At 70.4% G+C, this 22871-nt stretch carries 22 protein-coding genes and 2 tRNA genes; 17 read left to right on the top strand and 7 right to left on the bottom strand.

Going from position 1 to position 22871, the window contains the following annotated elements; genetic code table 11:
- From ACFOD4_RS10060 to ACFOD4_RS10050, 3 genes are all read right to left on the bottom strand, one after another.
- Positions 1 to 104 (bottom strand): GTP-binding protein (locus tag ACFOD4_RS10060; protein ID WP_146208931.1); only part of this gene is annotated, 104 nt, incomplete at its 3' end.
- Between the two features lie 76 nt (positions 105 to 180).
- A tRNA-Gly gene (locus tag ACFOD4_RS10055) sits at positions 181 to 254 on the bottom strand.
- 103 nt (positions 255 to 357) lie between these two features.
- Positions 358 to 440: transfer RNA gene (locus ACFOD4_RS10050), tRNA-Tyr, on the bottom strand.
- A 229-nt stretch (positions 441 to 669) separates the two neighbouring features.
- Between ACFOD4_RS10050 and rlmB the strand changes: the two genes are divergently transcribed.
- Together rlmB and mobA are read left to right on the top strand one after the other, a co-directional pair.
- A complete protein-coding gene (gene rlmB, locus ACFOD4_RS10045; RefSeq protein ID WP_379596048.1) occupies positions 670 to 1689 on the top strand; it encodes a 23S rRNA (guanosine(2251)-2'-O)-methyltransferase RlmB in 1020 nt (339 codons plus the stop codon).
- Positions 1690 to 1833: 144 nt separating this feature from the next.
- Positions 1834 to 2442: a molybdenum cofactor guanylyltransferase MobA gene (gene mobA, locus ACFOD4_RS10040; RefSeq protein WP_379596047.1), complete on the top strand. Its 609-nt coding sequence runs from the start codon at positions 1834 to 1836 to the stop codon at positions 2440 to 2442.
- Positions 2443 to 2574: 132 nt separating this feature from the next.
- Here mobA and ACFOD4_RS10035 read toward each other — a convergent pair whose 3' ends face one another.
- Both ACFOD4_RS10035 and ACFOD4_RS10030 read right to left on the bottom strand, forming a co-directional pair.
- Positions 2575 to 2826 (bottom strand): hypothetical protein, encoded by a 252-nt coding sequence (locus ACFOD4_RS10035; RefSeq protein WP_379596046.1) that lies wholly within the window; start codon positions 2824 to 2826, stop codon positions 2575 to 2577.
- A gap of 10 nt (positions 2827 to 2836) precedes the next feature.
- The gene (locus ACFOD4_RS10030; protein WP_379596045.1) at positions 2837 to 3895 is read right to left on the bottom strand and encodes a S1C family serine protease; all 1059 of its coding nucleotides are present in this window, start codon (positions 3893 to 3895) and stop codon (positions 2837 to 2839) included.
- 87 nt (positions 3896 to 3982) lie between these two features.
- Here ACFOD4_RS10030 and ACFOD4_RS10025 point away from each other — a divergent pair, with 87 nt between their 5' ends.
- From ACFOD4_RS10025 to ACFOD4_RS09980, 10 genes are all read left to right on the top strand, one after another.
- Positions 3983 to 6349, top strand: coding sequence for a heavy metal translocating P-type ATPase (locus ACFOD4_RS10025; protein WP_379596043.1), 2367 nt, complete (start codon positions 3983 to 3985; stop codon positions 6347 to 6349).
- The gene (gene cueR / locus ACFOD4_RS10020; protein ID WP_379596042.1) at positions 6346 to 6735 is read left to right on the top strand and encodes a Cu(I)-responsive transcriptional regulator; all 390 of its coding nucleotides are present in this window, start codon (positions 6346 to 6348) and stop codon (positions 6733 to 6735) included. The genes ACFOD4_RS10025 and cueR overlap by 4 nt, the downstream gene beginning before the upstream one ends.
- The gene (locus tag ACFOD4_RS10015) at positions 6732 to 6938 is read left to right on the top strand and encodes a heavy-metal-associated domain-containing protein (RefSeq protein ID WP_379596041.1); all 207 of its coding nucleotides are present in this window, start codon (positions 6732 to 6734) and stop codon (positions 6936 to 6938) included. The genes cueR and ACFOD4_RS10015 overlap by 4 nt, the downstream gene beginning before the upstream one ends.
- Positions 6939 to 7021: 83 nt before the next feature.
- On the top strand, positions 7022 to 7552 hold the full coding sequence (locus ACFOD4_RS10010) for a hypothetical protein (RefSeq protein ID WP_379596040.1): 531 nt from the start codon (positions 7022 to 7024) through the stop codon (positions 7550 to 7552).
- A 98-nt stretch (positions 7553 to 7650) separates the two neighbouring features.
- Complete coding sequence (locus ACFOD4_RS10005; RefSeq protein ID WP_379596038.1) at positions 7651 to 8823, top strand: CaiB/BaiF CoA transferase family protein; 1173 nt, start codon at positions 7651 to 7653, stop codon at positions 8821 to 8823.
- A gap of 4 nt (positions 8824 to 8827) precedes the next feature.
- Positions 8828 to 10012 (top strand): enolase C-terminal domain-like protein, encoded by a 1185-nt coding sequence (locus ACFOD4_RS10000; RefSeq protein ID WP_379596036.1) that lies wholly within the window; start codon positions 8828 to 8830, stop codon positions 10010 to 10012.
- A 185-nt stretch (positions 10013 to 10197) separates the two neighbouring features.
- Complete coding sequence (locus ACFOD4_RS09995) at positions 10198 to 10737, top strand: methylated-DNA--[protein]-cysteine S-methyltransferase (RefSeq protein WP_379596034.1); 540 nt, start codon at positions 10198 to 10200, stop codon at positions 10735 to 10737.
- Entirely contained in the window at positions 10700 to 12268 is a 1569-nt protein-coding gene (locus ACFOD4_RS09990) for a serine hydrolase domain-containing protein (protein WP_379596033.1), read from the top strand. Before ACFOD4_RS09995 ends, ACFOD4_RS09990 begins: the two co-directional genes overlap by 38 nt.
- Positions 12265 to 13860: an ABC transporter substrate-binding protein gene (locus ACFOD4_RS09985; RefSeq protein WP_379596031.1), complete on the top strand. Its 1596-nt coding sequence runs from the start codon at positions 12265 to 12267 to the stop codon at positions 13858 to 13860. The genes ACFOD4_RS09990 and ACFOD4_RS09985 overlap by 4 nt, the downstream gene beginning before the upstream one ends.
- Positions 13861 to 14150: 290 nt before the next feature.
- On the top strand, positions 14151 to 15167 hold the full coding sequence (locus ACFOD4_RS09980; RefSeq protein WP_379596029.1) for a hypothetical protein: 1017 nt from the start codon (positions 14151 to 14153) through the stop codon (positions 15165 to 15167).
- Between the two features lie 45 nt (positions 15168 to 15212).
- On the opposite strand, the gene ACFOD4_RS09975 is transcribed toward ACFOD4_RS09980, so the two are convergent.
- Together ACFOD4_RS09975 and ACFOD4_RS09970 are read right to left on the bottom strand one after the other, a co-directional pair.
- The gene (locus ACFOD4_RS09975; protein ID WP_379596027.1) at positions 15213 to 15989 is read right to left on the bottom strand and encodes an SDR family NAD(P)-dependent oxidoreductase; all 777 of its coding nucleotides are present in this window, start codon (positions 15987 to 15989) and stop codon (positions 15213 to 15215) included.
- Positions 15986 to 17662 carry a capsular polysaccharide export protein, LipB/KpsS family gene (locus ACFOD4_RS09970; RefSeq protein WP_379596026.1) on the bottom strand — a complete coding sequence of 559 codons (1677 nt, stop codon included), beginning with the start codon at positions 17660 to 17662 and terminating at the stop codon, positions 15986 to 15988. Before ACFOD4_RS09970 ends, ACFOD4_RS09975 begins: the two co-directional genes overlap by 4 nt.
- 451 nt (positions 17663 to 18113) lie before the next feature.
- Here ACFOD4_RS09970 and ACFOD4_RS09965 point away from each other — a divergent pair, with 451 nt between their 5' ends.
- Genes ACFOD4_RS09965 through ACFOD4_RS09945 form a run of 5 tightly spaced genes read left to right on the top strand, consistent with a single transcriptional unit; the run spans position 18114 to position 22826 of the window.
- Positions 18114 to 18404, top strand: coding sequence for a DVU3141 family protein (locus ACFOD4_RS09965; protein ID WP_379596024.1), 291 nt, complete (start codon positions 18114 to 18116; stop codon positions 18402 to 18404).
- A complete protein-coding gene (locus ACFOD4_RS09960) occupies positions 18401 to 19201 on the top strand; it encodes an ABC transporter permease (RefSeq protein ID WP_379596022.1) in 801 nt (266 codons plus the stop codon). Before ACFOD4_RS09965 ends, ACFOD4_RS09960 begins: the two co-directional genes overlap by 4 nt.
- A 17-nt stretch (positions 19202 to 19218) precedes the next feature.
- Positions 19219 to 19875 carry an ABC transporter ATP-binding protein gene (locus ACFOD4_RS09955; protein WP_379596020.1) on the top strand — a complete coding sequence of 219 codons (657 nt, stop codon included), beginning with the start codon at positions 19219 to 19221 and terminating at the stop codon, positions 19873 to 19875.
- Positions 19844 to 21031 carry a capsule biosynthesis protein gene (locus ACFOD4_RS09950; protein ID WP_379596018.1) on the top strand — a complete coding sequence of 396 codons (1188 nt, stop codon included), beginning with the start codon at positions 19844 to 19846 and terminating at the stop codon, positions 21029 to 21031. Before ACFOD4_RS09955 ends, ACFOD4_RS09950 begins: the two co-directional genes overlap by 32 nt.
- On the top strand, positions 21021 to 22826 hold the full coding sequence (locus tag ACFOD4_RS09945; RefSeq protein WP_379596016.1) for a polysaccharide biosynthesis/export family protein: 1806 nt from the start codon (positions 21021 to 21023) through the stop codon (positions 22824 to 22826). The genes ACFOD4_RS09950 and ACFOD4_RS09945 overlap by 11 nt, the downstream gene beginning before the upstream one ends.
- Positions 22827 to 22871: the final 45 nt, after the last annotated feature.

The raw sequence follows: 22871 nt of genomic DNA, 5'->3' as shown, positions 1-22871 counted from the left end.
ACCTTGGTGATCGCCGCCGTCAGCGACGTCTTGCCATGGTCCACATGCCCGATCGTGCCAATGTTGCAGTGCGGCTTGTTCCGCTCAAACTTAGCTTTCGCCATGTATCGGTCACCCTGTCGGTCAAGCGCCGATAGCCGGCGCACCATCTGCTCCGTGGCATCGCCGCCCGCCGGTTCGTGGAGCGGGTGACGGGAATCGAACCCGCACAACCAGCTTGGAAGGCTGGGGCTCTACCATTGAGCTACACCCGCACCGTGCCCGGCCCACGCATCATAGGCCGCCCACCGTGGCGCCTCCAACCGGGAATGAAGTGGTCCGGCCACCCCACGACGCTAAATCGTGAGCAGGCCGGTATGGAGGGGGTTGGATTCGAACCAACGTAGGCGTGAGCCAACGGATTTACAGTCCGTCCCCTTTAGCCACTCGGGCACCCCTCCGCACTGTCCCCGGCCGGCGGGAGCGCCGCGCTCTATCCGGTTTTCGCCGTTCCTGTCAACGCGCCCTCCCCGCCGTCCCGCAAGATTCCGCGATCCGACCAGGAATTTTGCCTCCCGGCCGCCCGAAGCAGCCCGTTCCCCTGGCCGGACACCCTTCGCGCGCCAGACGCCGGGCACCTCCGCGCCACAGACCGCTTGCGCTGGCGGCGCCGATCCGCAGGATGCGCCCATGTCTCGCCCTCCCCGCCGGCCGGAAGGCCCGCGCCGCAACACCCGCCCCGACAGCAAGCCGCATGGCGCACCCCATGGCGGCGCCCCGGCTGCCCCGCATGGCAACGCCCCGGCACCGAAGCCGGCCGGCTCCCGTCCGCAATCCGGGCGCCACGACGTTGCCGAGGCGCCGCATCGCGCCCGCCCCGGCTCGCGTCCCGCCCGTGAGGGCGGGGCCGAGGCGCCGTTCCGCGCCGCTCCGGCCGATCCCCGGCAGCCGCGCGAGAAGCTGGAGGCCAACACCCTCTGGCTTTACGGCCTGCACGCCGTGGCCGCCGCGCTGCGGAACCCGCGACGCCGCCCGCGCCGCTTGCTGCTGACCGCCGAAGCCGAGCAGGCGCTGCAGGCATTGTGCCCGAGGCCCTGGGCCGCACTTGGCGCCAACCAGGGGCGTCTCCAGCCCGAGCGTGTGGAGCGTGCCCGCTTCCAAACCTTTCTCACCGAGGACGCCGTGCACCAGGGGGTCGCCCTGTTGGCCGAGTTCTTGCCGCCAGCCGATCTGGAAGATGCGCTGGACGCGTCCCGCGGCACGGTGCTGCTGCTGGACCAGGTGACCGACCCGCGCAATGTCGGCGCCGTGCTGCGCTCGGCGGCGGCCTTCGGGGCGGCGGCGGTGGTGATGCAGGACCGCAACGCCCCGCCGGAAACCGGTGCCATGGCCCGTGCCGCGGCCGGCGCGCTGGACATCGTTCCCCTGGCACGGGAAGTGAACCTGGCCCGCACCATCCAGTTGCTGCAGAAGCGTGGCTACTGGGTGATGGGGCTGGCGGCCGAGGCCGAGGCCGAGCTGGCCCGCGCCAGGCCGCGCGACCGCCCCGTGGCGCTGGTGCTCGGCGCCGAGGATACCGGGCTGCGCCGCTTGCAGCGCGAAACCTGCGACGAACTGGTACGGCTCCCGATCTCCCCCGTCATGGAGAGCCTCAACGTGTCAGTGGCCGCGGCGGTCGCTCTCTACGAGGTGGCGCGGGGCGAGGCCTAGGCCGCCGCGGCCCGGCCGTCGCGGCCCGGCCGTCGCGGACGGCGACGTTGGGCGTCTCGCCGCCGGACAAGGCAGACCGGGAGCCCTCCACGGTCCGGTCCAGCGTCATCATCATCTTCTGCGGCAACCTGAAGGGGCGATGCCATGCGGGATCGGACAGCCGGCATCATCCTGGCCGGCGGAACCGCCCGCCGCATGGGCGGCGGCGACAAGCCGCTTCGCCTCCTGGGCGGCCAGCCGCTGCTGCGGCACGTCATGGCGAGGCTGGAACCGCAGGTGGACGCGCTGGCACTCAACGCCAATGGCGACCCCACGCGCTTCGCCGCCTTCGGGCTGCCCGTTGTGGCGGATGAGCCGCCTTCGCGCGGCCCCCTCAGCGGCATCCTCGCCGGGCTGAACTGGGCGGCGGCGCATTGCCCGGGCTGCGCCTGGCTCGTCACCGTGCCGGGCGACACACCGTTCCTTCCTCCCGGCCTCGTCGCCTCGCTCCACTCCGAGCGGGAAGCCGCAGGAACCACCGCCGCAATGGCGGCCTCGAAGGGTCGCCGGCATCCTCCGGCCGGACTGTGGCCGGTCTCATGCCGGGCGGCACTGGCCGACGCCTTGGCCGGGGGGGAGGAGCGCGTCGGGCGTTGGGCCGAAAGCCTGGGCTGCGCCATCGCCGACTTCACAGCCGACCCCGATCCGTTCTTCAACGCCAACACTCCGGGAGAGCTGGCTCAGGCCGAGGCGTTGCTGGCCCGCCTGCCATAGCCCGCTTCTTCCCCAGCCATCGGACCCGAGCCGGCCAGCGGCACGTGCCGATCCGGCCACGCCGTCCATTGATCGCGGACATGGCTTAAGACCCGGGCTTGCCGCCCCGCTCGCGCGCTTCCCGCTTCGCCTTCAGCGATCGCGCTCAAGCGCCTGCCGGATCGCCGCGCGCTCCGCCACCAGGTCACCGCCGGCCACCGGCCGGCCTGCCCGGCGGTACCAGTATGCCGCATTGCCCGCGTCACCTTCCCAGCGATGCAGGTGCGCATGGATCCAGTCACAGTCCGCCTGCCCCTCATGCGCCTGCACAATGGCGTGCGCCGGATCGAAGCGACCCGCCTCGGCGTGGCGCAGCGCTTCCAGCGCGGGGGTCGGTTCCTCCATGGCAGCCTCCTTAGCGTTCACAGCGGATAAACACCGTGCCCCGGTTGGCGATGTCGCCCACGTCGGCCCCACCCAGCTCCGGACCGGTGCTGGCGGCGCCGCGCGGCGTCAGCCCGGCCCGTCGCATGAAGTCCTGCGCCGCTCCGCCCTTCACGGCGAAGTTCACGTTCTGCGGAATGTCGCCGGTGCGCTTGGCGATGTTCTGGGCATGCAGCTTGCTCACCACCACTCCCACCACATGCCCGCGCAGGTCCAGCAGCGGACCGCCCGAATTGCCCGGCTGCACCTCGGCGCTGATCTGGTAGTGGCCCGGATTGTTGCCCAGCCCGTTCAGCCCGTTCACCTCGCCCCGCGTCAGCTTCGGATCGGACGAAAGCAGTCCCGGCAGGGGAAACCCGTAGGCGATGACCCCCTCGCCCCGGCGCACCTCAGGGGCGTTGCGGAACGACAGCACCTCGCCCGGATTGCCCGGCACCGACAGCAGCGCCAAGTCCAGCCCGGCATCGACACGCGCCGGCGGCACCGCCGGCAGGGTTCGCCCGTCGGCGGTGCGGATGAAGATGGAGCCGCACCCGCCCACCACGTGCTGATTGGTCAGCACCCGGTCCGGAGCCACCACGAAGCCAGTGCCGGAGGACACACGGGCGCGCGGATTGGGCTCGCCCGGCGCCGGCCGGCTGGTGGAAACGGCGCGCAGATCCTCCGCTTCCAGCGCAATGCGCGGCCCCTGGCAGATGTCGCGGCCGCGCAGCACCGCCTCACGCCCATCGGCCGCCACGAAGCGCAGGTCGAAGCGGCAGCCTGCCTCGGCCTCGGTCCGGAAGTTGAACACCTTGCCGCTGGGCATCGGCCCCGGCAGCAGGTTGCGGCCCCAGTCGGCCCGTCCGGACCGCACAACGAACAGGCTGCGTCCTTCCTGCCCGGTGCGGTTGGCGAATTGCACGCGCGCTTCGGCAGGCGCCTCCGCGGGCGCGGCGGCTTGAGCCAGCGCCGGACGGCGCGATTCCGGCAGGGCGGCCAGCACCCCCAGCATGGCAAGGGAGAGCAGCAAGGGTCGGCGAAATGTCATGGCAGGGATGTGTTCTCGCGGAGCGGCGCCGTCAATCGGGGAGAGCGGCCTTGACCTTCCCATTATGGGAAGCTCCATCTCCTCGCCATGCCCGACGTCACCGCACCCGCCGCATCGCTCTCCCTGCCGATCTCCGGCATGAGCTGCGCCGCCTGCGCCGGACGGGTGGAACGCGGGCTGCGCGCGGTCCACGGCGTCACCGCCGCCCATATCAACTTGGCCAGCGGCGCCGCCGCGGTGGAAGGCAGCGCCCCCCTCCCTGCCCTGGCCGAGGCCGTTCGCCGCAGCGGCTATGGGCTGGTGGAGGAGGTTCGGGACATCGGGATCGGCGGCATGAGCTGCGCGTCCTGCCAGGGACGTGTGGAGCGCGCGCTCAAGGCCGTGCCCGGCGTGCTGGATGCTTCTGTCAACCTTGCGACCGAAGGCGCGCACCTGCGCGTGCTGGCCGGTCTGGACGACGCCGCGCTGGCCGCCGCGCTGAGCCGGGCCGGCTACAGCCTCACCAAGACGGACCAGGCCGGCGAACCACAAGCCGACCACGGCCACCGCCGCCGCACCATGGATCTGGTGCTGGCCTTCGCCCTCGCAGCGCCCTTCATCATCGGCATGGCCGGCATGGCCTTTGGCCGGCACTGGATGCCGCCGGGGTGGGCTCAGGCATTGTTGGCCGCGCCTCTGCAATTCTGGCTCGGCGCCCGCTTCTACCGTGCTGGCTGGGCCGCGCTGCGGGCCGGCACCGGCAACATGGACCTGCTGGTCGCCACCGGCACCAGTGCCGCCTTCCTGCTGTCTCTGGCGCACCTCTGGCTTGGCGAGCCGCATCTGTATTTCGAGGCCAGCGCCATCATCATCGCCTTCGTGCTGCTGGGTCGCTTCCTGGAGGCACGCGCCCGGCGCGCCACGGGCGCCGCCATCGCCGCCCTTCTGGCGCTGCGCCCCCGCACCGCCCGCCGCCTGAATGCCGAGGGCAACGAAAGCGAAGTGCCCGCTGCCGCCCTGCGCATCGGCGACCGCATCGTTGTCCGTCCAGGCGAGCGCATCCCGGCCGATGGGGAGGTTGAGGAAGGCGCCTCAGGCGTGGACGAAAGCGCCCTGACCGGTGAGAGCCGCGCCGTCGAGAAGCACCCGGGCGACACCGTCGCCACCGGCACCGTGGCACTGGATGGCCGCATCGTGCTGCGCGCCACCGCCGTCGGTGGCGAAACCCGGCTCGCCCAGGTGGCGGCACTGGTGCAGGCGGCCCAGGCCAGCCGTGCTCCGGTGCAGAAGCTGGTGGACCGCGTCAGCGCCGTGTTCGTGCCCATCGTCGTCGTCACGGCTCTGCTCACCTTCGGTGGCTGGCTGCTGATCGGCGCCGGGCTCGCCGCCGCCACCCTGCACGCCGTGGCCGTGCTGGTGATCGCCTGTCCCTGCGCGCTCGGCCTCGCCACGCCCGCCGCCATCATGGCCGGCACCGGAGCCGCCGCCCGCGCCGGCATCCTGATCCGTGACGCGGCGGCGATGGAGCAGGCCGGCCGCATCACCCTGGTCGCCTTCGACAAAACCGGCACCCTGACGGAAGGGCGACCGCACCTCGCCGCCCTGCACCCGGCGCCGGAAACCCTGCGCGAGGATGCCCTGGCCGCCGCCGCCCGGCTGCAGGCCGGCAGCGAGCACCCGCTCGCCCGCGCCGTGCTGGACGAAGCCGGCAAGGCCCGCCCCGCCGACGCCTTTCGCGCACTGCCCGGCCGTGGCGTCGAGGGCGTGGTGGATGGCCGCCGCCTGCTGCTCGGCAGCACCCGCCTGCTGGTCGAAAGCGGCGCCGAGCCGGGGGTCCTGGGCGGCGCCGCCCAGGCCGCGGAGGGCCGCGGCCATACCCTCTCCTGGCTGATCGACCCGGCGGCGCAGCGCCCGCTCGCCCTGCTGGAATTCGCCGACACGCCACGCCCCACCGCCGCTGCCGCCATTCGTGCCCTCGCAAAACAGGGCGTGCGCACCGCCATGCTGACCGGCGACAGCGAGGCCGCCGCGGAGGCGGTGGGTCGCACCCTTGGCATCGCCCGCATCGCCGCCGCCGTTCTGCCCGAAGGCAAGGCGGAGCAGGTCGGGCGATGGCGCCAATCCGGCGAGCGTGTCGCCATGGTGGGCGATGGGGTGAACGACGCGGCGGCGCTGGCCTCCGCCGATCTCGGCATCGCCATGGGCTCGGGCACCGATGCCGCCATCGCCGCTGCGCATGTTACGCTGCTGCGGCCTGACCCGGCGCTGGTGCCGGCGACGCTGGGGATCACCCGCGTCACCCTGCGCGCCATCCGGCAGAACCTGGTCTGGGCCTTCGGCTTCAACACGCTGGGCATCCCGCTGGCGGCGCTTGGCCTGTTGTCCCCCGCCGTCGCGGGCGCCGCCATGGCGTTCTCCTCCGTGGCGGTGCTGGCCAATGCATTGCTTCTGACACGCTGGAGGGCGGGATCGTGAACATCGGCGAGGCGGCGCGGCTCTCGGGGCTCAGCGCCAAAATGATCCGGCACTACGAAACCCAGGGGCTGGTCGCGTCTCGCCGGCTGGAGAACGGCTATCGCGACTACGCGGCGCCCGACATCGCCGTGCTGCGCTTTATCCGCCACGCGCGCGACCTGGCCTTCCCGCTGGAGGATGTGCGGCGCCTTCTGGCACTTTGGCGGGACCGCAACCGGGCCAGCGCCGATGTGCGACGCATCGCGCTCGACCACGTGGCGGCGTTGGAAGCCAAAGCGGAGGCGATGCAGCGCATGGCCCATTCCCTGCGGCACTTGGCGGCGCATTGCCATGGCGATGGCCGCCCCGACTGCCCCATCCTCGAAGAACTGGAGAGACAGGCATGAACGACTCCGTGACCCTCAAGGTAGACGGCATGAGCTGCGACCACTGCGTGCGCGCCGTGACCGAGGCGATCCGGGCGGAGGACCCCTCGGCCACCGTGGCGGTGGACCTGAAGGCGGGCGCCGTCACGGCCACCACCAGTCTGGCCCGCCAGCGCATCGCGGACCTGGTGGAGGCCGAGGGCTACCGCGTCGCCCAGGGCTGAACTCGCCCGCGGCGAGGCACCCTTCCACGAATTCTTTACCAGGCCCTGCCACCCTGCCTGTCCGATCAGGAGGCAAGAGGCCCATGAGCCAGCTTTGGAAGAATTCCGCCACGCCCCGCCCGGGCCCGTTGCCGGGATTGCGGCGTGCACCCTCGCCGCTCGCCGATTTCGGCCGCAACCGCTTCACCGGCTACGGCGGCAGCGACATCCACCTGGCGCCGCCAGCCGCGCCGCCCAGGGTCAACCCGCTCATCGCCCGTCTGCGCGAGGAGATGGAGCGGCTGCAGGAGACCCATCGCGACTTCTTCGCCCGGCATGAGAAGACCGATCCGCGCGTACTGACCCGTACCCAGGAAGGCTGGGCCATTGCGTGGCGTCGCTGGGCCATTCACGACCTCGGCGACCGCGGCCACGCGGTGCGTGACACCTTCGTGATCCACCACGGCGACAGCTTCCCCCATCGCCTCTTCACCGACCGCAATGGCCTGCAACTCCTGGCCGTGCAGACCCAGGCGCCGGCCTCCCCGCTGCGCTATGCGCGGCTGACCGTGACCACCGACCTTTGTGACCTTTACGGCCCCTTCGCTCGGCTCTCCGACGATCCGCTGGGCTGAAGGCCGACCCGGCCGGCCTCCGCCCGGCGCCTCGCGGGTGTTCCTTTGGGTGCGCGGCGGCTAACCTCCTGCGCAATTCGCCAGGAGGAACCCGCCCCATGCAGCCGCTCGCCCGCTTCACCGTGCTCGACCTCACGCGCGTCCGCTCCGGCCCAACCTGCGTGCGGCAGCTGGCCGACTGGGGCGCCAACGTCATCAAGATCGAGGCGCCGGAGGAGATCGACACCGGCAAGGGCCTGGGCGGCGACACGCTCGGCCCCGACTACCAGAACGTCCACCGCAACAAGCGCGGCCTGACGCTGAACCTGAAATCGCCCGAGGGGCTCGCCGCCTTCAAGCGCATGGTGGCCCAGGCCGATGTGGTGGTGGAAAATTACCGCCCCGACGTGAAGTCCCGCCTCGGCATCGACTATGACAGCCTGGCCGCCATCAACCCCGGCATCGTGCTCGGCTCCATCTCCGGCTTCGGCCAGGACGGCCCCTACGCGAAGCGCCCGGGCTTCGACCAGATTGCCCAGGGCATGGGCGGGCTGATGAGCGTCACCGGACTGCCGGGCCAGGGCCCGGTGCGCGCCGGCATCCCGGTCGCCGACCTCACCGCCGGGCTGTACTGCGCCATCGGCATCCTGGTGGCACTGCTGGAGCGCGAGCAGAGCGGGCGTGGCCGCTGGGTGCACACCTCGCTCCTGGAATCCATGGTGGCGATGATGGATTTCCAGGCCACCCGCTGGACCATGAAGGGCGAGGTGCCGAAGCAGGCCGGCAACGACCACCCCACCACCATCCCCACCGGCCTGTTCCGGACCCGCGACGGCGTCATCAACATCGCCGGCGGCGGTGGCGAGATGTGGCGCCGTATCGTCGAGGTGCTGGGCATCGAGGCGGAAGCCGCCGACCCCGACCTCGCCACCGACGCCCTGCGCTCGCAGAACCGCGCCAAGACGAACGCGGTGATCCAGGCGAAGCTGGAAACCGATGACGGCGCCAAGTGGGTCGCGAAGTTCAACGCGGCCGGCGTGCCGTGCGGCCCCGTCTATTCCATGGACCAGGTCTTCGCCGATGAGCAGGTGAAGCACCTCGGCCTCGCCTGGCCGATCCAGCACCCCGAGCTGGGCAGCATCGATCTCGTGCGCCCGCCCATGCAGCTCGCCGGCGCGAAGCCGTCTACCCGCCCGACCCCGGCCCGTGGCCAGCACACCGAGGAGGTGCTGCGGGAATTCGGCTTCGACCCCCTGGAGATCGCCGGGCTGCGCGACAAGAAGGCGATCTGACACCATGCGCATCACGCAGATCCGCGAGGGCGTCGCGCCCATCAGCAGCGACATCGCCAACGCCTATATCGACTTCTCCAAGATGACGGCGAGCATCGTCGCCGTCACGGTGGAAGACGGAAACGGCCGCTCCGCCACCGGCTTCGGCTTCAACTCCAACGGCCGCTACGCCCAGCCCGGGCTGCTGAAGGAACGCTTCATCCCCCGCCTGGCCGAGGCGCCCGAGGCGCTGATCACCACCCCCGAGGGCACGCTGAACCCGGCCGGAGCCTGGGCGGCGATGATGCGCAACGAAAAGCCCGGCGGACATGGCGAGCGCAGCGTGGCGGTGGGCGTGCTGGACATGGCGCTGTGGGACGCGGCGGCCAAGCTGGAAGGGGTGCCGCTCTGGCGCCTGCTCGCTGACCGCTACCGTGGCGGGGAAGCCGATGAAAGCGCCTGGATCTACGCCGCCGGCGGTTACTACTATCCCGGCAAGGACGTGTCCGCGCTGGTCGAGGAGATGAAGCGCTACCTCGGCATGGGCTATTCCGTGGTGAAGATGAAGATCGGCGGCGCACCCGGCACGGCGCTGCGCGACGCGCTGAAGGAGGATGTGGCGCGGATCGAGGCGGTGCTGGCGCTGCTCGGCGGCGACGGCTCCCGCCTTTGCGTCGACGTGAACGGCCGCTTCGGCCTGCACGCGGCGCTGAGCTACGCCGCGGCACTCTCTCCCTACAAGCTTCGCTGGTACGAGGAGCCGCTGGACCCGCTGGACTACAGCACCCATGCCGCGCTGGCCGAGCATTACGACGGCCCGATCGCCACCGGCGAGAACCTGTTCTCCATGCAGGATGCCCGCAACCTGATCCGCCATGGCGGGCTGCGTCCCGACCGCGACGTCCTGCAGTTCGATCCCGCTTTGTCCTACGGCCTGGTCGAATACCTCCGCACGCTGGAGATGCTGACGCAGCATGGCTGGTCGCCCCGCCGCTGCGTGCCGCATGGCGGCCATCAGTTCGCGCTGAACATCGCGGTGGGCCTCGGCCTCGGCGGCAATGAAAGCTATCCGGAGGTGTTCGCGCCCTTTGGCGGCTTCGCCGACGACACGCCGGTGCAGAACAGCCGCATCCGCCTGCCCGACAGCCCAGGCATCGGCTTTGAACGGAAATCGGCGCTGTACGCCGTGCTCAAGCAACTGGAGGCGTGAGGGGCAGCCGGCCTCCACGCCCCTTCGGCAGGGGAGCATCCTCCCCTGCGGCCGCAGCAATCTTCCATGACAATGCCCGATGCTGGCGGGCGCCCCAGCCGGCAGCTCGGCCACTGGATTGTCGCAGGCATCAGGCCCTTGGCCGGGACGGCCCGGCAGGGGCAGAGCCCTTCCTGGCGAACCCCATGACCCTCATCCTCGAACGCTTCGCCTCCCCGATCGGCGAAGTCCTGCTGGTGGCGCGCGACGCGCGGCTGGCTGCTCTGGAATTCGGCGATGACTGGGGCGACGCCTCGCCGCGCCCGGCCAATCGGCTGGCCCGCCTGCTCGCCGCCCGCTTCGGCTCCGGCACCGCGCCGATGGAAGGCCGGACGGGCTTCGCCGCCCCCCTGGCCGCCTACTTCAAAGGCAACATCGCCGCCCTCGATGCTCTTCCCCTCGACCCTGGCGGCACCTCCTTCCAGCGCCGCTGCTGGAACGCCCTGCGCGCCATTCGGCCTGGCGAGACGCGCTCCTATGGCGCCGTCGCCGCTGCCATCGGCCGCCCCGGCGCGGCGCGGGCGGTGGGCCTGGCCAATGCGCTGAACCCGATCAGCATCGCCATCCCCTGCCACCGGCTGGTGGGCGGCAACGGCGCTCTCACCGGCTATGGCGGCGGTCTGGCACGCAAGCGCTGGCTGCTCGACCATGAACGGCGCTCTCGACCCGGCGGGCCAGGCGCGTAAGCTCACGCTTCGCAACTCCGCCCGGACCCGCCGCATGCCCGACTGGAACGCCGCCGCCGCCACCGCCGACGCCATTGCCGGGGCCTGGGAGGATGGACCCGGGGGGGCCTTCCTGCTGTTCGACCGCGACGGCATCCGCGGCGGCGCGGCGGGCGGCCTTGCCAGCCTCGAGCACCGCATCCCCTTCACCGCGGCGACACCCAGCCGCTACGCCTCCATCAGCAAGCACTTCCTGGCCGCCACCTTGCTGCTGGAAGGCTTCGATCTCGGCGCGCCGCTCGGCGCCCTCGTGCCCGGCCTGTCGCCGGCGATCGGCGCTGTGCCGCTCGGCCGCGCCCTGGACATGACCGGCGCCCTTCCGGACGCCATGGAACTGTTCTGGCAGCGTGGCCAGCCCTTCACCGCCAGCCTGGCGCCGGAAGATGCCTTCGCCCTGCTCGCCGGCTGCGACGCCACCAACGCGCCCCCTGGCACCGAGATGGCCTATTCCAACTCGGGCTGGCGGCTGGCCCAGCGCGCCCTGCCGGACTACGCCGCCACGCTGCGTCAAAGGCTGCTCGATCCCCTCGGCCTGCCCATCGCCTTTCCGCGCGACGAGGCCGAGCCCGTGGCTGGCCTCGCCACCGGCTACTGGCGCGATGGCAGGCACTGGCGTCGCGGGCGCTACGGCATGCACTTCTCCGCCTCGGGCGGGCTGGCCGGCAGCGCCGAGGCGCTGGCAGGATGGGCCTCCGCCCTGCTGTCCGGGCACGGCCCGCTGGCCGGGATGCTGGACCGCCTGGCCGCACCCCGTGCCTTCGCCGACGGCTCGCCCGGTGCCTACCGCCTCGGCCTGGTCGAGACCGCGCTGGCCGGCACCCGGCTGCTGGCGCATGGCGGCTCCCTGCCTGGCTACCGCAACCACCTGCTGATGGCGCCCGAGCAGGGCATGGGCGTGGTGCTGCTCACCAACCGGGAAGAGGAGGCGCTGTGGCCCGCCCTGCGCGTCATGGCCGCGCTGCTGGGCAAGCCAATGCCGCGCCCCGCCGCCAATCCCACCGGCCTCTACGCTGCCGCCGAAGGTCCGTTCTGGGCCGAGTTCACCCCCGGTGCGATGTCCTTCATGGGCGGGCACGAGGCGCTGGTGGAGGATGGGCCGGAGGGCTTCCGCTCTCTGCCCGCCTATCTCGATATCCGCCTGAAGCCCGCGCCGGACGGGGCGCTGCAGGGGCTTGTCGGCGGCGCCCTGCGGTGCCTGCGTCCGGTGCCGCCGGACACGCCGCTCGATCCCGGCCTGCCCGGACTGTGGCGGGAGCCGCGCTCCGGCGCCACCATCCTGGTCCGGTCCGACGGCACCGCACGCTTTCCGGGCCTGGGGGGGCTGGGCGTGGAAACGCCGCTCACGCCGCTGCCCGGCGGCCGGGCGCTGGCTTCGCTCTTGCATGGCCCCTGGCGCCACCGCCCCTGCCTGAGGCGGGAAGGCGATACGCTGCATCTTGCCAGCCACCGGGCCCGCGTACTGCAATTCTGCCGCCAGGAGGACGTTCCATGACCAAAAGAACCGCTCGAGTCGCCGGGCTCATGCTCGGCGCAGCCCTGCTCGCCATGCCGGCGGGAAGCCGCGCGCAGGCCCCCGCACCCCAGAAGGTGCTGCGCGTCGCACCCCACGCCGATCTCAAGACGCTGGACCCCGTCTTCGCCTCCATCGTCATCACGCGCATGCATGGGCTGATGATCTACGAGACGTTGTTCGCCTGGGATTCCAAGCTGCAGCCGCAGCCGCAGATGGTGGACAGCTTCTCCACCGCGCCGGACGGCCTGTCCTGGTCTTTCCGCCTGCGCCCCGGCCAGAAATTCCATGACGGGCAGAAGGTGCGCAGCCAGGACGTGATCGCCTCGCTGAAGCGCTGGATGGCGCGCGATACGGTGGGCGGCAAGACCGCCGAGTACGTCGATGCGCTGGAAGCGGTGGACGAAGACAACTTCACCATCCGCCTGAAGCGGCCCATGGCCATGCTGCCCTTCGCCCTCGGCTCGGCGGTCGGCCAGATCCCCGTCATCATGCGCGAGAGCGAGGCCGCCTCCGACCCGATGAAGCCGGTGACCGAGGTCATTGGCAGCGGTCCCTTCCGCTTCAACCGTGCCGAATGGCGCAGTGGCGCCCGCGTCGTCTACGACCGCAATCCCGACTATGTGCCGCGCGCCGAACCTGCGGACGGACTGGCCGGAGGCCGCGTGGTCAAGGTGGACCGGGTCGAGTGGATCATCATGCCAGACGCCGCAACGGCGGCGGCGGCCCTGCAGACTGGCGAGATCGACATCTGGGAACAGCCCAGCCAGGACCTGGTTCCGGTGATCGGCCGCTCGCGCGACGTGAAGGTGGAGCGCTACTCCAACCTGTCGAACCAGGCCATGCTGCGGCCCAACCACCTCCACCCGCCCTTCAACGACCCGCGCGCCCGGCTGGCCCTGGCCTATGCCACGCAGCAATCGGATTTTCTGGCCGCCGGCTACGGTGATGAGCAGTGGTGGCGGACCTGCGAATCCTATTTCGTCTGCGGCAGCCCCAACGGCACCGAAGCCGGCTCCGCCCCCTACGCCAAGCCCGACCTGGACAAGGCCCGGCAGCTCCTGGCCGCCAGCGGCTACAAGGGCGAGCGGCTGGTGCTGAACTCCACCTACGACATCGCTCCCATTGGCCGCATGGCCGAGGTCGCGGCCGGCCAGTTGAAGCAGGTTGGCTTCAACGTCGACCTGCAATTCGCCGATTGGGGCACGGTGACCACGCGGCAACAGAACCGCGGCACGGTGGCCGAGGGCGGCTGGAACCTGTTCGTCACCACTGCCTCCGGCGCCACCATGCAATCGCCGGTGACCAATATCGGCACCAACATGACCTGCGGTGGCAAATCCTGGGCCGGCTGGCCGTGCGACGAGGAGGCCGAGCGCCTGCGCGGTGCCGTGGTGGACGCGGCGGATGACACGGCCCGTGCCCAGGCCACCGATGCGCTGCACCGGCGACTGGCGGAGGTGCAGCCCTACCGGGTGCTGGGCCAGTACGACCAGCCCTATGCGCGCCGCTCCAACGTGACGGGCATGCTCCAGGCGCCGGTGATGCTGTTCTGGAACCTGGAGAAGAACTAGGCCCTGGCGCAAAGTGGCGGCTGTAGCCGACCTTTCATCCCCGCCTGCCGCCCGATGGCGCATCCTTGTTCCACCGGGCGATCCACCTCATCGCAACGGCATTTTCTAATTGCATAAACAGGCCATCACACAACCTAAATCACGCATTTAAGAGATGAACACCTTCCCTGGTTGAGGAACTATCGCGAACTTGCCGCGCGACGACGGTCGGGCAACCGCTATCAACACCCGATCCCATCCGTCCCGGCGAGGCCTCCATCCCGCGTCCCAGCTCCGCCAAGGAATCCAGAATGGCTTATTCCCTTCGCGACATCCTCGCTCTCCGGCAGGCTTGGTCCACCGCCACGGATTGGTGGGACGCCAGGGTCACGCTCGGTACCGGCCGGGCCGACACCTTGTCCCATTCAGGGGGTCACCACCTGATCCTTGGGCTGGGTGGCGACGACATCATCACTGTTCAGGGGGTTTACCAGGGCCTCGGCAACGCGGTCTTCGGCGGCAGCGGCGCCGACTCCGTCACCGTGCTCGGCCACCGCAACCTCGTTTCCGGCGATGCGGGTCACGACACCATCCACCTGGGCAGCCTGATGCGCGAGGAAAGCAACCACAACATCGTTCTCGGCGGCGCCGGCCATGACGAGATCACCGTCTTCGGCCGCGACAACGTCATCGCCGGCGGGGGCGGCAATGACCGGATCGTTGCCCAGGGCTGGGGCGGCCACCTCGACAAGATCGACACCACGATCGATGGCGGCTCCGGCGATGACTGGATCAGCGCTTCCGGCGTCGGAGTCCATGTGCTTGGCGGCGCCGGTGCCGACCACATCCTGAGCCAGAGCGGCACCCTCGACCCGGTCGGGACGGCGCAGACCCTGTCAGGCGGCCGCGGCGTGGACAGCTTCACCATCCACACCGACTCCTCTCTGCTGGTCGAGAACCATTTCGAGCGGACCATCGCTGAAGGCAGCAGCATCAGCGGTCTGTTCACCGTGATCACCGATTACGAAGCCGGCGAGACCATCGACATCGGTCAGGCCGGCAACAACCGGCACACCAGCTATATCACGGTCGGTGGCTCGAACCCGGAGGAGGACCCCATTCGCCTCGCCGCCCACACCCACGCCATCCTGAAGGGCGACATGACGGAACCCGGCCTCTTCGTAGTGGATGAGGGGGGCGATGACCTGATCATCGTCTACAACGCGGCGGACAATCCCGTCGATCCGGCGCGGGGCTCGCTCGTGCTGCAGGACTATGCGGGCGAAATCACCATTCGCAGCCTTGGCGACGACGCGATCATCGCCTGACGGCGGCGGCGCGGCCTCCGCCGGCCGCGCCAGCACCTCCTCGGGTCACTCCTGCTCCCGCACCCGGAATGCCATCTTCCCGACCACCCGATCCACAACGCGCGCCGGCAAGAACGGCGCCAGTCGCAGCGCCAATGCCAGCGGCCATGGAAACACCGCCTGCGCCGCTTCCCGATCCAGCGCCCGCGCCACCCGCGCGGCGGCAACCTCGGCGCTCATGGAAAACGGTCGCGCGCCAACATATCGGTCACCCATGGCGCTGTTGAAATAGCCGGGCGCCAGCAGCGTCACCTGCACGCCTTCCGCCCGCAGCCTGCCCCGCAGCGCCTCGCCCCAGGCCCAGAGCCCGGCCTTGCTGGCGCAATAGCCCGGGCTGTCCGGCAGGCCCCGCAGAGCCGCAAGCGACGTGACCAGCCCGATCGCCCCACGGCCCCGTGCGCGCATGCCTGGCAACAGTGGCTCCACCAGATGCGCAGCACCCAGCAGGTTCACCTCGACCTGCGCCGTCAAAGCCCGCAGCCCCTCCGCCGCCCCGTCGGGCCGCGTGCCGGCGGCGATCCCCGCATTGGCGATGGCCAGATCCACCGGCTCGGCGGCATCCCATTCCCGCAGCAGCGCGTCCATGCCCGCCGCGTCCCGCACATCCTGCACCGCCAGCCTGGGCAGGGCACCCCGCGCCGCGCAATCCAGCGCCACCGCTTCCAGTGCCGCCGCATCCCGCCCGATCAGCCCCAACACCACCCCCGGCGCCGCGTAGCGCCGCGCCAGCGCCGCGCCCAACCCCCGCGACGCCCCCGTGATAACGATGCTGCGGAACCTCATCGGAGCCCCCGCAGCCGGGCCAGGGCACCGCGCAGCCAGCCCTCGGCGCCACGGTGCAGGGTGAAGGGCGAAAGCTTCCAGGCCGTCGGATCGTTCAACCGCTCCAGGATCACCTCCGGTGGGCAGGGCAGCTCGGTCACCGGGTCCACCTGGCGCGGAAACAGGATCAGCGCAGCGGCCACCAGCTCGTCCAGGGTCAGCCGCCGCTTCCGTCGCGGCGGCGGATGCCGGTCCTCCGTCAGCCCCCACCCGGCATAGAAGGGCTGTCCCCAGCAAACCACCGGCATTTCCCGCAGCAGCGCCTCGAATCCCGACAAGGAGGTCAGGGTGTGCAGCGCGTCCACCTGCGGAAACAGTGCCGTCAGCGGAGCCCCTGTCACGACTTGGTCGGCCAACGCGGCGAGCTCGCCCGCCTCCAGCCGCCCCTGGCGGAATCCAGCCTCCAGGTCCGGGTGGGGCTTGTAGATCAGGAAGGCTTCGGGATGCGCCGCCCGCACGGCACGGAGCAGCGCCAGATTGTCCTGGATCGCCCCGCCGCCCAGCCGGACCGAGGCATCCCCCTCCACCTGCCCCGGCACCAACAGCCGCGCACGGCCTGGCGGCGCGGCGATGATGGGCGCCTCCCCCACCAGGTTGTACTTGGTCACGCCGCGCGCGACGATCGCCTGCCGCAGCAGGGCTGCGCGCTCCAGCAGCGGCGGGGGGAAGCCCGCATGGGCCAGCAAATGCTCCAGCGCGCTTTCCCCTGTGGGGTCGTAGTAGATGCCACGATCATCCACCGCATAGGCCGCCCCCGGCAGGAACCGCGCACCCAGCCCACGCGATCGTACAAAGCCGTCCTCCACCGTCAGCAGCGCGACCCCGGCGGCGGCGCAGGCTGAGCGGAGTTCCGGCGTTGCGCGGCTGGCCCAGGCGGCGACGGCGCCGCCCCGCCGCTTCGCCAGCGCCACAGCCCGATCCGGCCGCCGCGCAAAGGCCGGCGTGCCGTCCCGATGGGCGAACAGCGCGGCAATGCGCCGCCGCTTCCAGAAGGCCATCCCGAGGCACACCGCCACACGCCGGTTCTCCTTCTGCGCCCCATGCCATTCCGCCAGCTGGTCCACCGCACGCTCCACCGGCCACGGCCGGGCGAGAAAGGGATCGGCGCAGCGCAGGGCGGCGATCAGCGCGGCCCAGCGCGGCGCCGGGTCCAGCACGCAACCTGCCACCCGCACCCCGGCGGCGGCGGCGAGCAGCGCCATCTCGGCCGAGGCGCCGTGCAGATCCGTGGCCAGGTCCAACAGGGTCCAGGGGGAAAGCCGCCCCGGCACCAGCTGCATTCCTGGCTCCACGCGCAGCAGGGGCCGGTTGCCGGCTGGTGCGGCCGGATCGCGCGCCAGCAACAGGAGCCGACCCCCGGCGGCAGCGGCGCGCGCGGCCGACAAGGCAGTGGCCGCGGCCATCGCGGCTTCCGGCCGACAGGGATCGAGCAGCAAAACGGCCTCGCGGTACGGCAGCTTCAGCGCGGCGGGGCCGGGATCGGGCAGGCCGGGTTCACCGCCCAGCCTTTCGGCGGCCAAGCGCGCAGCCAGATCGGCAGCCCGCTCCAGCGCGGTGGCGGCAGCACCCGGCGCCATGGCGAGAGGCGCCGTGGCCAGGCATTCGGGCAGATCCTCGAGTGGCAGTAAGGCCACCGGCCCGAGTCGCCCGGCGAAGCCAGGACTGCGCAGGGGCCCGGTTGCATAGCGGATAAGCCTTACACGCGGTGGCAAGACAGGAAGAATGCGGCCCTTTGGCGCAGCCCACACCCCGGGGTTGCAGCCCTCCTTTATGCCAAATTCAGGCCAGAAAGCTGCCAACCTCGCAGACTTTACTGAGGCTTCGCCGGGAAAGAAGATAATTCCCTGATCAATATCGCCTTTTACGCGAGAATTGCGTTCGGTGATAATTCAACTTCTCCGCAACGGATGTTTTACAAGTCCGGTTTTCGTGCGTTAGGTTCCGATCATGCAAGAGCGCATGCAAATTTGCGTGTTCGGAAAACCCGACCCCCACCTCCGGGGTATCACGCGGCGATCACAATCCAAGGTGGCGATGATTTTCATCGCTATGCTTTCCGGTTGTGCGACACCTCCGGCTTCCGGCGTGGCCCCCGGTCCCGTGCTGGCCATGCCCAGACCGATCCCCGCCGACCCGCTGGCGGCCTTCGCTGCCCGCGCCCAACCTGGCCAAGTGGAGGACGTTTCGCCCAGCCCCGGGGCTGCGCCCGTCACCGTGCGGCTGGTCCGCGCCTACAACGCTGCCAGTGGCCGTGAATGCCGCGAGCTTTCGGTGGGCTACCGCGCCGCCCGCCCCGCGCTCTACTGCGATGATCCCGCTACCGGCTGGGGAGCCGCCCGCGCCTTGCTGCGCGGCGGCGCCGTGGGCCGGCCGTGACCGTCGAGGTCCCCCGCCGGGCTGCGGCGGGCGGCTTCCAGTCGCAGATCAATGTCATGGCCGCGCTGTTCATGCGCGAGATGCTGACCCGCTTCGGCACCAGCCGCACCGGCTATGTCTGGTTGCTGGCCGAGCCGATGATCCTGGCCACCGCCATCTCCACCATGCACTACGCCAGCGGCCACGAGCTGCCGAACGGCCTGCCCATCTTTCTGTTCTACGCCATGGGCTACACGCCCTTTCTGATGTTCCGCTCCGTGGTCACCCGCGGCTCCAACGCCATCAAGGGCAACATGTCGCTGCTGTTCCACAGCCGCATTTCCCTGCTCGACGTCATGCTCGCGCGCAATCTGATGGAGGTGGTGATCTGCTGCGCGGTGGTGACCGTCTTCCTGACCATTTCCAGCGTCTTCTTCGGGGAAGTGCCGGAACAACCCGGCCTGCTGGTGGCGGGCCTGCTGATGAGCGCGCTGCTGGCGCATGGCCTGTCCATGGTGATCGCCTCTCTCCAGGTCGTCCTGGAGTGGGTCGAGCACCTGGTGCATCCCTTCACCTACCTGATGATGCCCTTTTCTGCGACCTTCTACATGCTCGACTCCATGCCGCCCGGCACGCGCGAGTTGCTGCTGTGGAACCCGCTGGTGCATGTGCACGAGTTGAACCGCTGGGCCATCTTCGGCGACCGTCTGGTCGCCTACTATGACATCTCCTACCTGCTCGCCTGGATCCTGGGGCTGAACCTGCTCGGCTTGGCCGGGCTGCGCGTCGCCCGCCCCCGCCTTTCCCTTTCCGACTGAGGGAGGAGCACGCGGCCATGTCGGGCTCCATCGAGCTGAAGAACGTCTGGAAGACCTTTGAGGGACGCCAGGGGCAGAAAACCGTGCTGCGCGGCGTCAATGCGCGGGTGCAGCCGGGCGACCACCTGGGGATCCTGGGCCGCAACGGCGCCGGCAAATCCACCCTGGTACGCATGCTGGCCGGGGTCGAGGCGCCGACCCGCGGCCAGATCCGCCGCAACCTGCTGATGTCCTGGCCACTGGGTGGCGGCTACGGCATCCAATCGACGCTGACCGGCCGCAACAATGCCCGCTTCATCGCCCGCCTTTACGGCATGCCGCTCGACCAGACGGAAGCCTTTGTCGAGGATTTCTCCGAGCTGGGCGCATACTTCAACGAGCCGGTGAAGAACTACTCTTCCGGCATGCGCTCGCGGCTGATGATGGCGCTGTCCTTCGCGGTCGATTTCGAGTGCTACCTGGTGGATGAGGCGCTCTCCACCGGTGATGCCCGCTTTGCCAGCAAGTGCCTCGAGGTGTTCGAGGAACGGCGGCAAAACGCGGCCGTCATCATGATCTCCCACAACCTCAACCACGTCCGGCGCTACTGCCAGACCGCCGCGGTGCTGCGCAACGGCATCCTGGAATTCTACGAGGACGTCGATGAAGCTATCGCCTCCTACCAGGGCCTCTGACGCGGCCCTCAGCGGCAGCGCGCGCCCTGTTCCCGCGCGGCCGGCCACACGCTCCTCGCCGCTGGCCCGTGCCCTGTGGAAGCGGCGCTTCTACCTGCTGCTGGTGGTGCTGCCGACGCTGCTCGCCGGGCTCTACTTCTACGGCTTCGCCGCCGGCCAGTACGTGTCCGAGGCACGCTTCATCGTGCGCAGCAAGCAGGACAATTCCGGCGCCAACGCGCTGGGCGCCATGATCGGTGCCGCCGGCTTCAAGCAGTCGAATGAGGAATCGCTGGCCGTCCGCGATTACCTGCAGTCGCATGACGCGCTGCAGGCGCTGGTCCGCGACACCGGCCTGATCGAGCTCTACCGCCGCCCCGAGGCCGACCTCCTTGCCCGCCTCTGGCTGGCCGATCCGCCGGCGGAGTTGCTGAAGTTCTACCACGGCGGCATGAACGCGGTGGTCAATGACGCCACCTCAGGCATCACCACCATCCGCTCCCGCGCCTTCCGCCCCGAGGACGCCCAGCGCATCGCCGCCGAGCAGATGCGACTGTCCGAGGAGTTCGTGAACCACCTTTCCGCCAGCGCCCGCGCCGAGACGCTGCGCGTCGCGAACGAGGAGCTGGGCCGCGCCGAGCAGCGCGTGATCGACAGCCAGGTCGCCGTCACCGAATGGCGCCAGCGCGAACAGGCCCTCGACCCCACCCGCAGCGCCGCCATCGGCATTGAGGGCATCGGCTCGCTGGAGGGCTCGCTGATCGCGGCCCGCGCCGAGCTGCAGGAGAAGTCGGCCTTCATGCGGCCGGACAACCCGCAGATCGTGCTGCTGCGCAACCGCATCGCCTCGCTGCAATCCGAGATCGGCGAGCAGCGGCGCCGCCTGACGCTGGGTGGCGAAAGCCTGCCCACCCAGGTGGCCCGTTACGAGCGGCTGCTGCTGGAACGCGAATTTGCCGACAAGCAGCTGGCCTCGGCCACCGTGTCGCTGGAAACGGCGCGGCTGGACGCCCAGCGCCAGCAGCTCTTCCTCGCTCGCGTTGTGGAGCCGAACCTGGCCGACTACCCGCTCTATCCCCGCGCCGCGCTGATCATCCTCAGCCTGTTCGCGGTTCTTTCCATCCTCTACGGCATCGGCTGGATGCTGGTTGCTGGGATCCGTGAACATGCGCTCTAGCCATGCCCTTCTCGCCACCGCCATGGCCTTCCTGCTGGGAGGTCAGGCGGCGGCGCAGAACCTGAACAACCCTGTTCCCGCGCTGATGCAGCAGCAGGCGCAGGCCCAGGCCATGATGCAGGCCCAGCAACAGGCGCAGGCCCAGGGGCAGATGCCCCAGATGCCGCCGCAGCAGGCCCAGGGCAATCCGACGCAGGTGCCGCAGCTCCTGCCGCAGGACAATCTGGTCAATCGCGCCGGCAGCACCACGGAAGCCGAGGCCGGCGCCTCCGCGCAGGGACCGCTGGCAGAGCCCTGGCGCCCGCCGGGTCCGAGCCGCACCGTGTTCGGCGCCCAGCTCTTCATGCGCGGCGCCCCCACGGGCTCCGAAAGCGCCAACCCGAACTACCGCCTGTCCGCCGGCGACCGCGTCAGCGTCCGGGTCTGGGGCCCGGTGGAGTCCGAGGTGATGGGTGCCATCGACCCCGACGGCAACCTGTTCCTGCCCTCCATCGGCCCGCTGCGCCTGGCCGGCGTCCGCTCGGGCGACCTGCAGCGGGTGGTCGAGTCGGAAGTGCGGCGGATCTACACCCAGCAGGTGCAGGTCTATGCCGTGCTGCTCTCGGCCAGCCAGATCGGCGTCTACGTCACCGGCTTCGTGCGCACGCCGGGCCGCCACCTGGGCTCCGGCTCCGAGACGGTGCTGGACTACATGCTGCGTGCCGGCGGCGTCGATCCGGTGCGCGGCTCCTACCGCGACATCGTCGTCAACCGCGGCGGCCGCGCGCTGGTGCGCATCGACCTCTACCCCTTCCTGCTGCAGGGCAAGCTGCCGCAGCTGACCCTGCAGGAAGGCGACACCATCGTTGTCGGCAAGCAGGGCGCAGTGGTCTCGGCCGACGGCGCTGTGCGCAACAACTACCTGTTCGAGGTGGCGGGCAACGCCATGGCCGGGCCGGAGCTGCTGAACCTCGCCGGCGCGTTGCCCTCGGCGACCAACGTGGTGATCCGCGGCACCCGCGCCGGGCAGCCCTGGTCGCGCTACATCGACGTCGCCCAGCTTCGCCAGCAATCCTTGGTCGATCAGGACACCGTCACCTTTATCACCGACGCCCCGGCCCCCACCGTGCGCGTCTTCATCGAGGGCAGCCGCATCGGTCCCTCCGTGCTGGTGGCTGACCGCGACATGGCGCTGTGCCAGCTGCTGGACCACGTCGCGGTGGATCCGGCATTGGCCGACACCGGCTCCGTCTACATCCTTCGCAAGCGCATCGCCGCGCAGCAGCGCCGCGCCATCAACGAGGCGCTGGACCGGCTGGAACGGCAGCTCTTCACCGCCACCTCCGCAACCACCGGCATCGCGCAGATCCGCTCGGCCGAGGCGCAGCTCGTGTCCAACTACATCCAGCGCGGCCGCCGGATCGAGCCGGAAGGGCGCCTCGTGGCCGTGGACGATGCTGGGCGCTGCTCGCAGGTGCGGCTGGAGGATGGCGACACCATCGTGGTCCCCGAGCGCTCCGACACGGTGCTGGTGGCCGGCGAGGTGATCACGCCTCAGGCCATCCTGTGGCGCCCGAACATGACCATCGACGACTACGTCAAGGTCGCCGGCGGCTATACCCAGCGCGGCGACAGCGGCAACGTCATGATCCGGCGCGCCAGCGGCCACATCATCCTCGACCCACGCGAAGGACCGCGTCCGGGCGACGAGCTGATCGTGCTGCCGGTGCTGGGCTTCAAGGGCCTGCAGATCGCCTCCGACCTCTTGCAGATGGTGTACCAGGCGGCATTGGCCGTCCGTTACTTCGACCTCTGAGACGCCGCGGCGCGCCGGCTTCCCGGCGTGCCTCCGCAACCGAGC

The organism is Teichococcus globiformis (genome assembly GCF_042646265.1).
In the GTDB taxonomy this organism is placed as follows: Bacteria; Pseudomonadota; Alphaproteobacteria; order Acetobacterales; family Acetobacteraceae; genus Pseudoroseomonas; species Pseudoroseomonas globiformis.
This window is presented reverse-complemented; position numbering and strand designations above follow the sequence as displayed.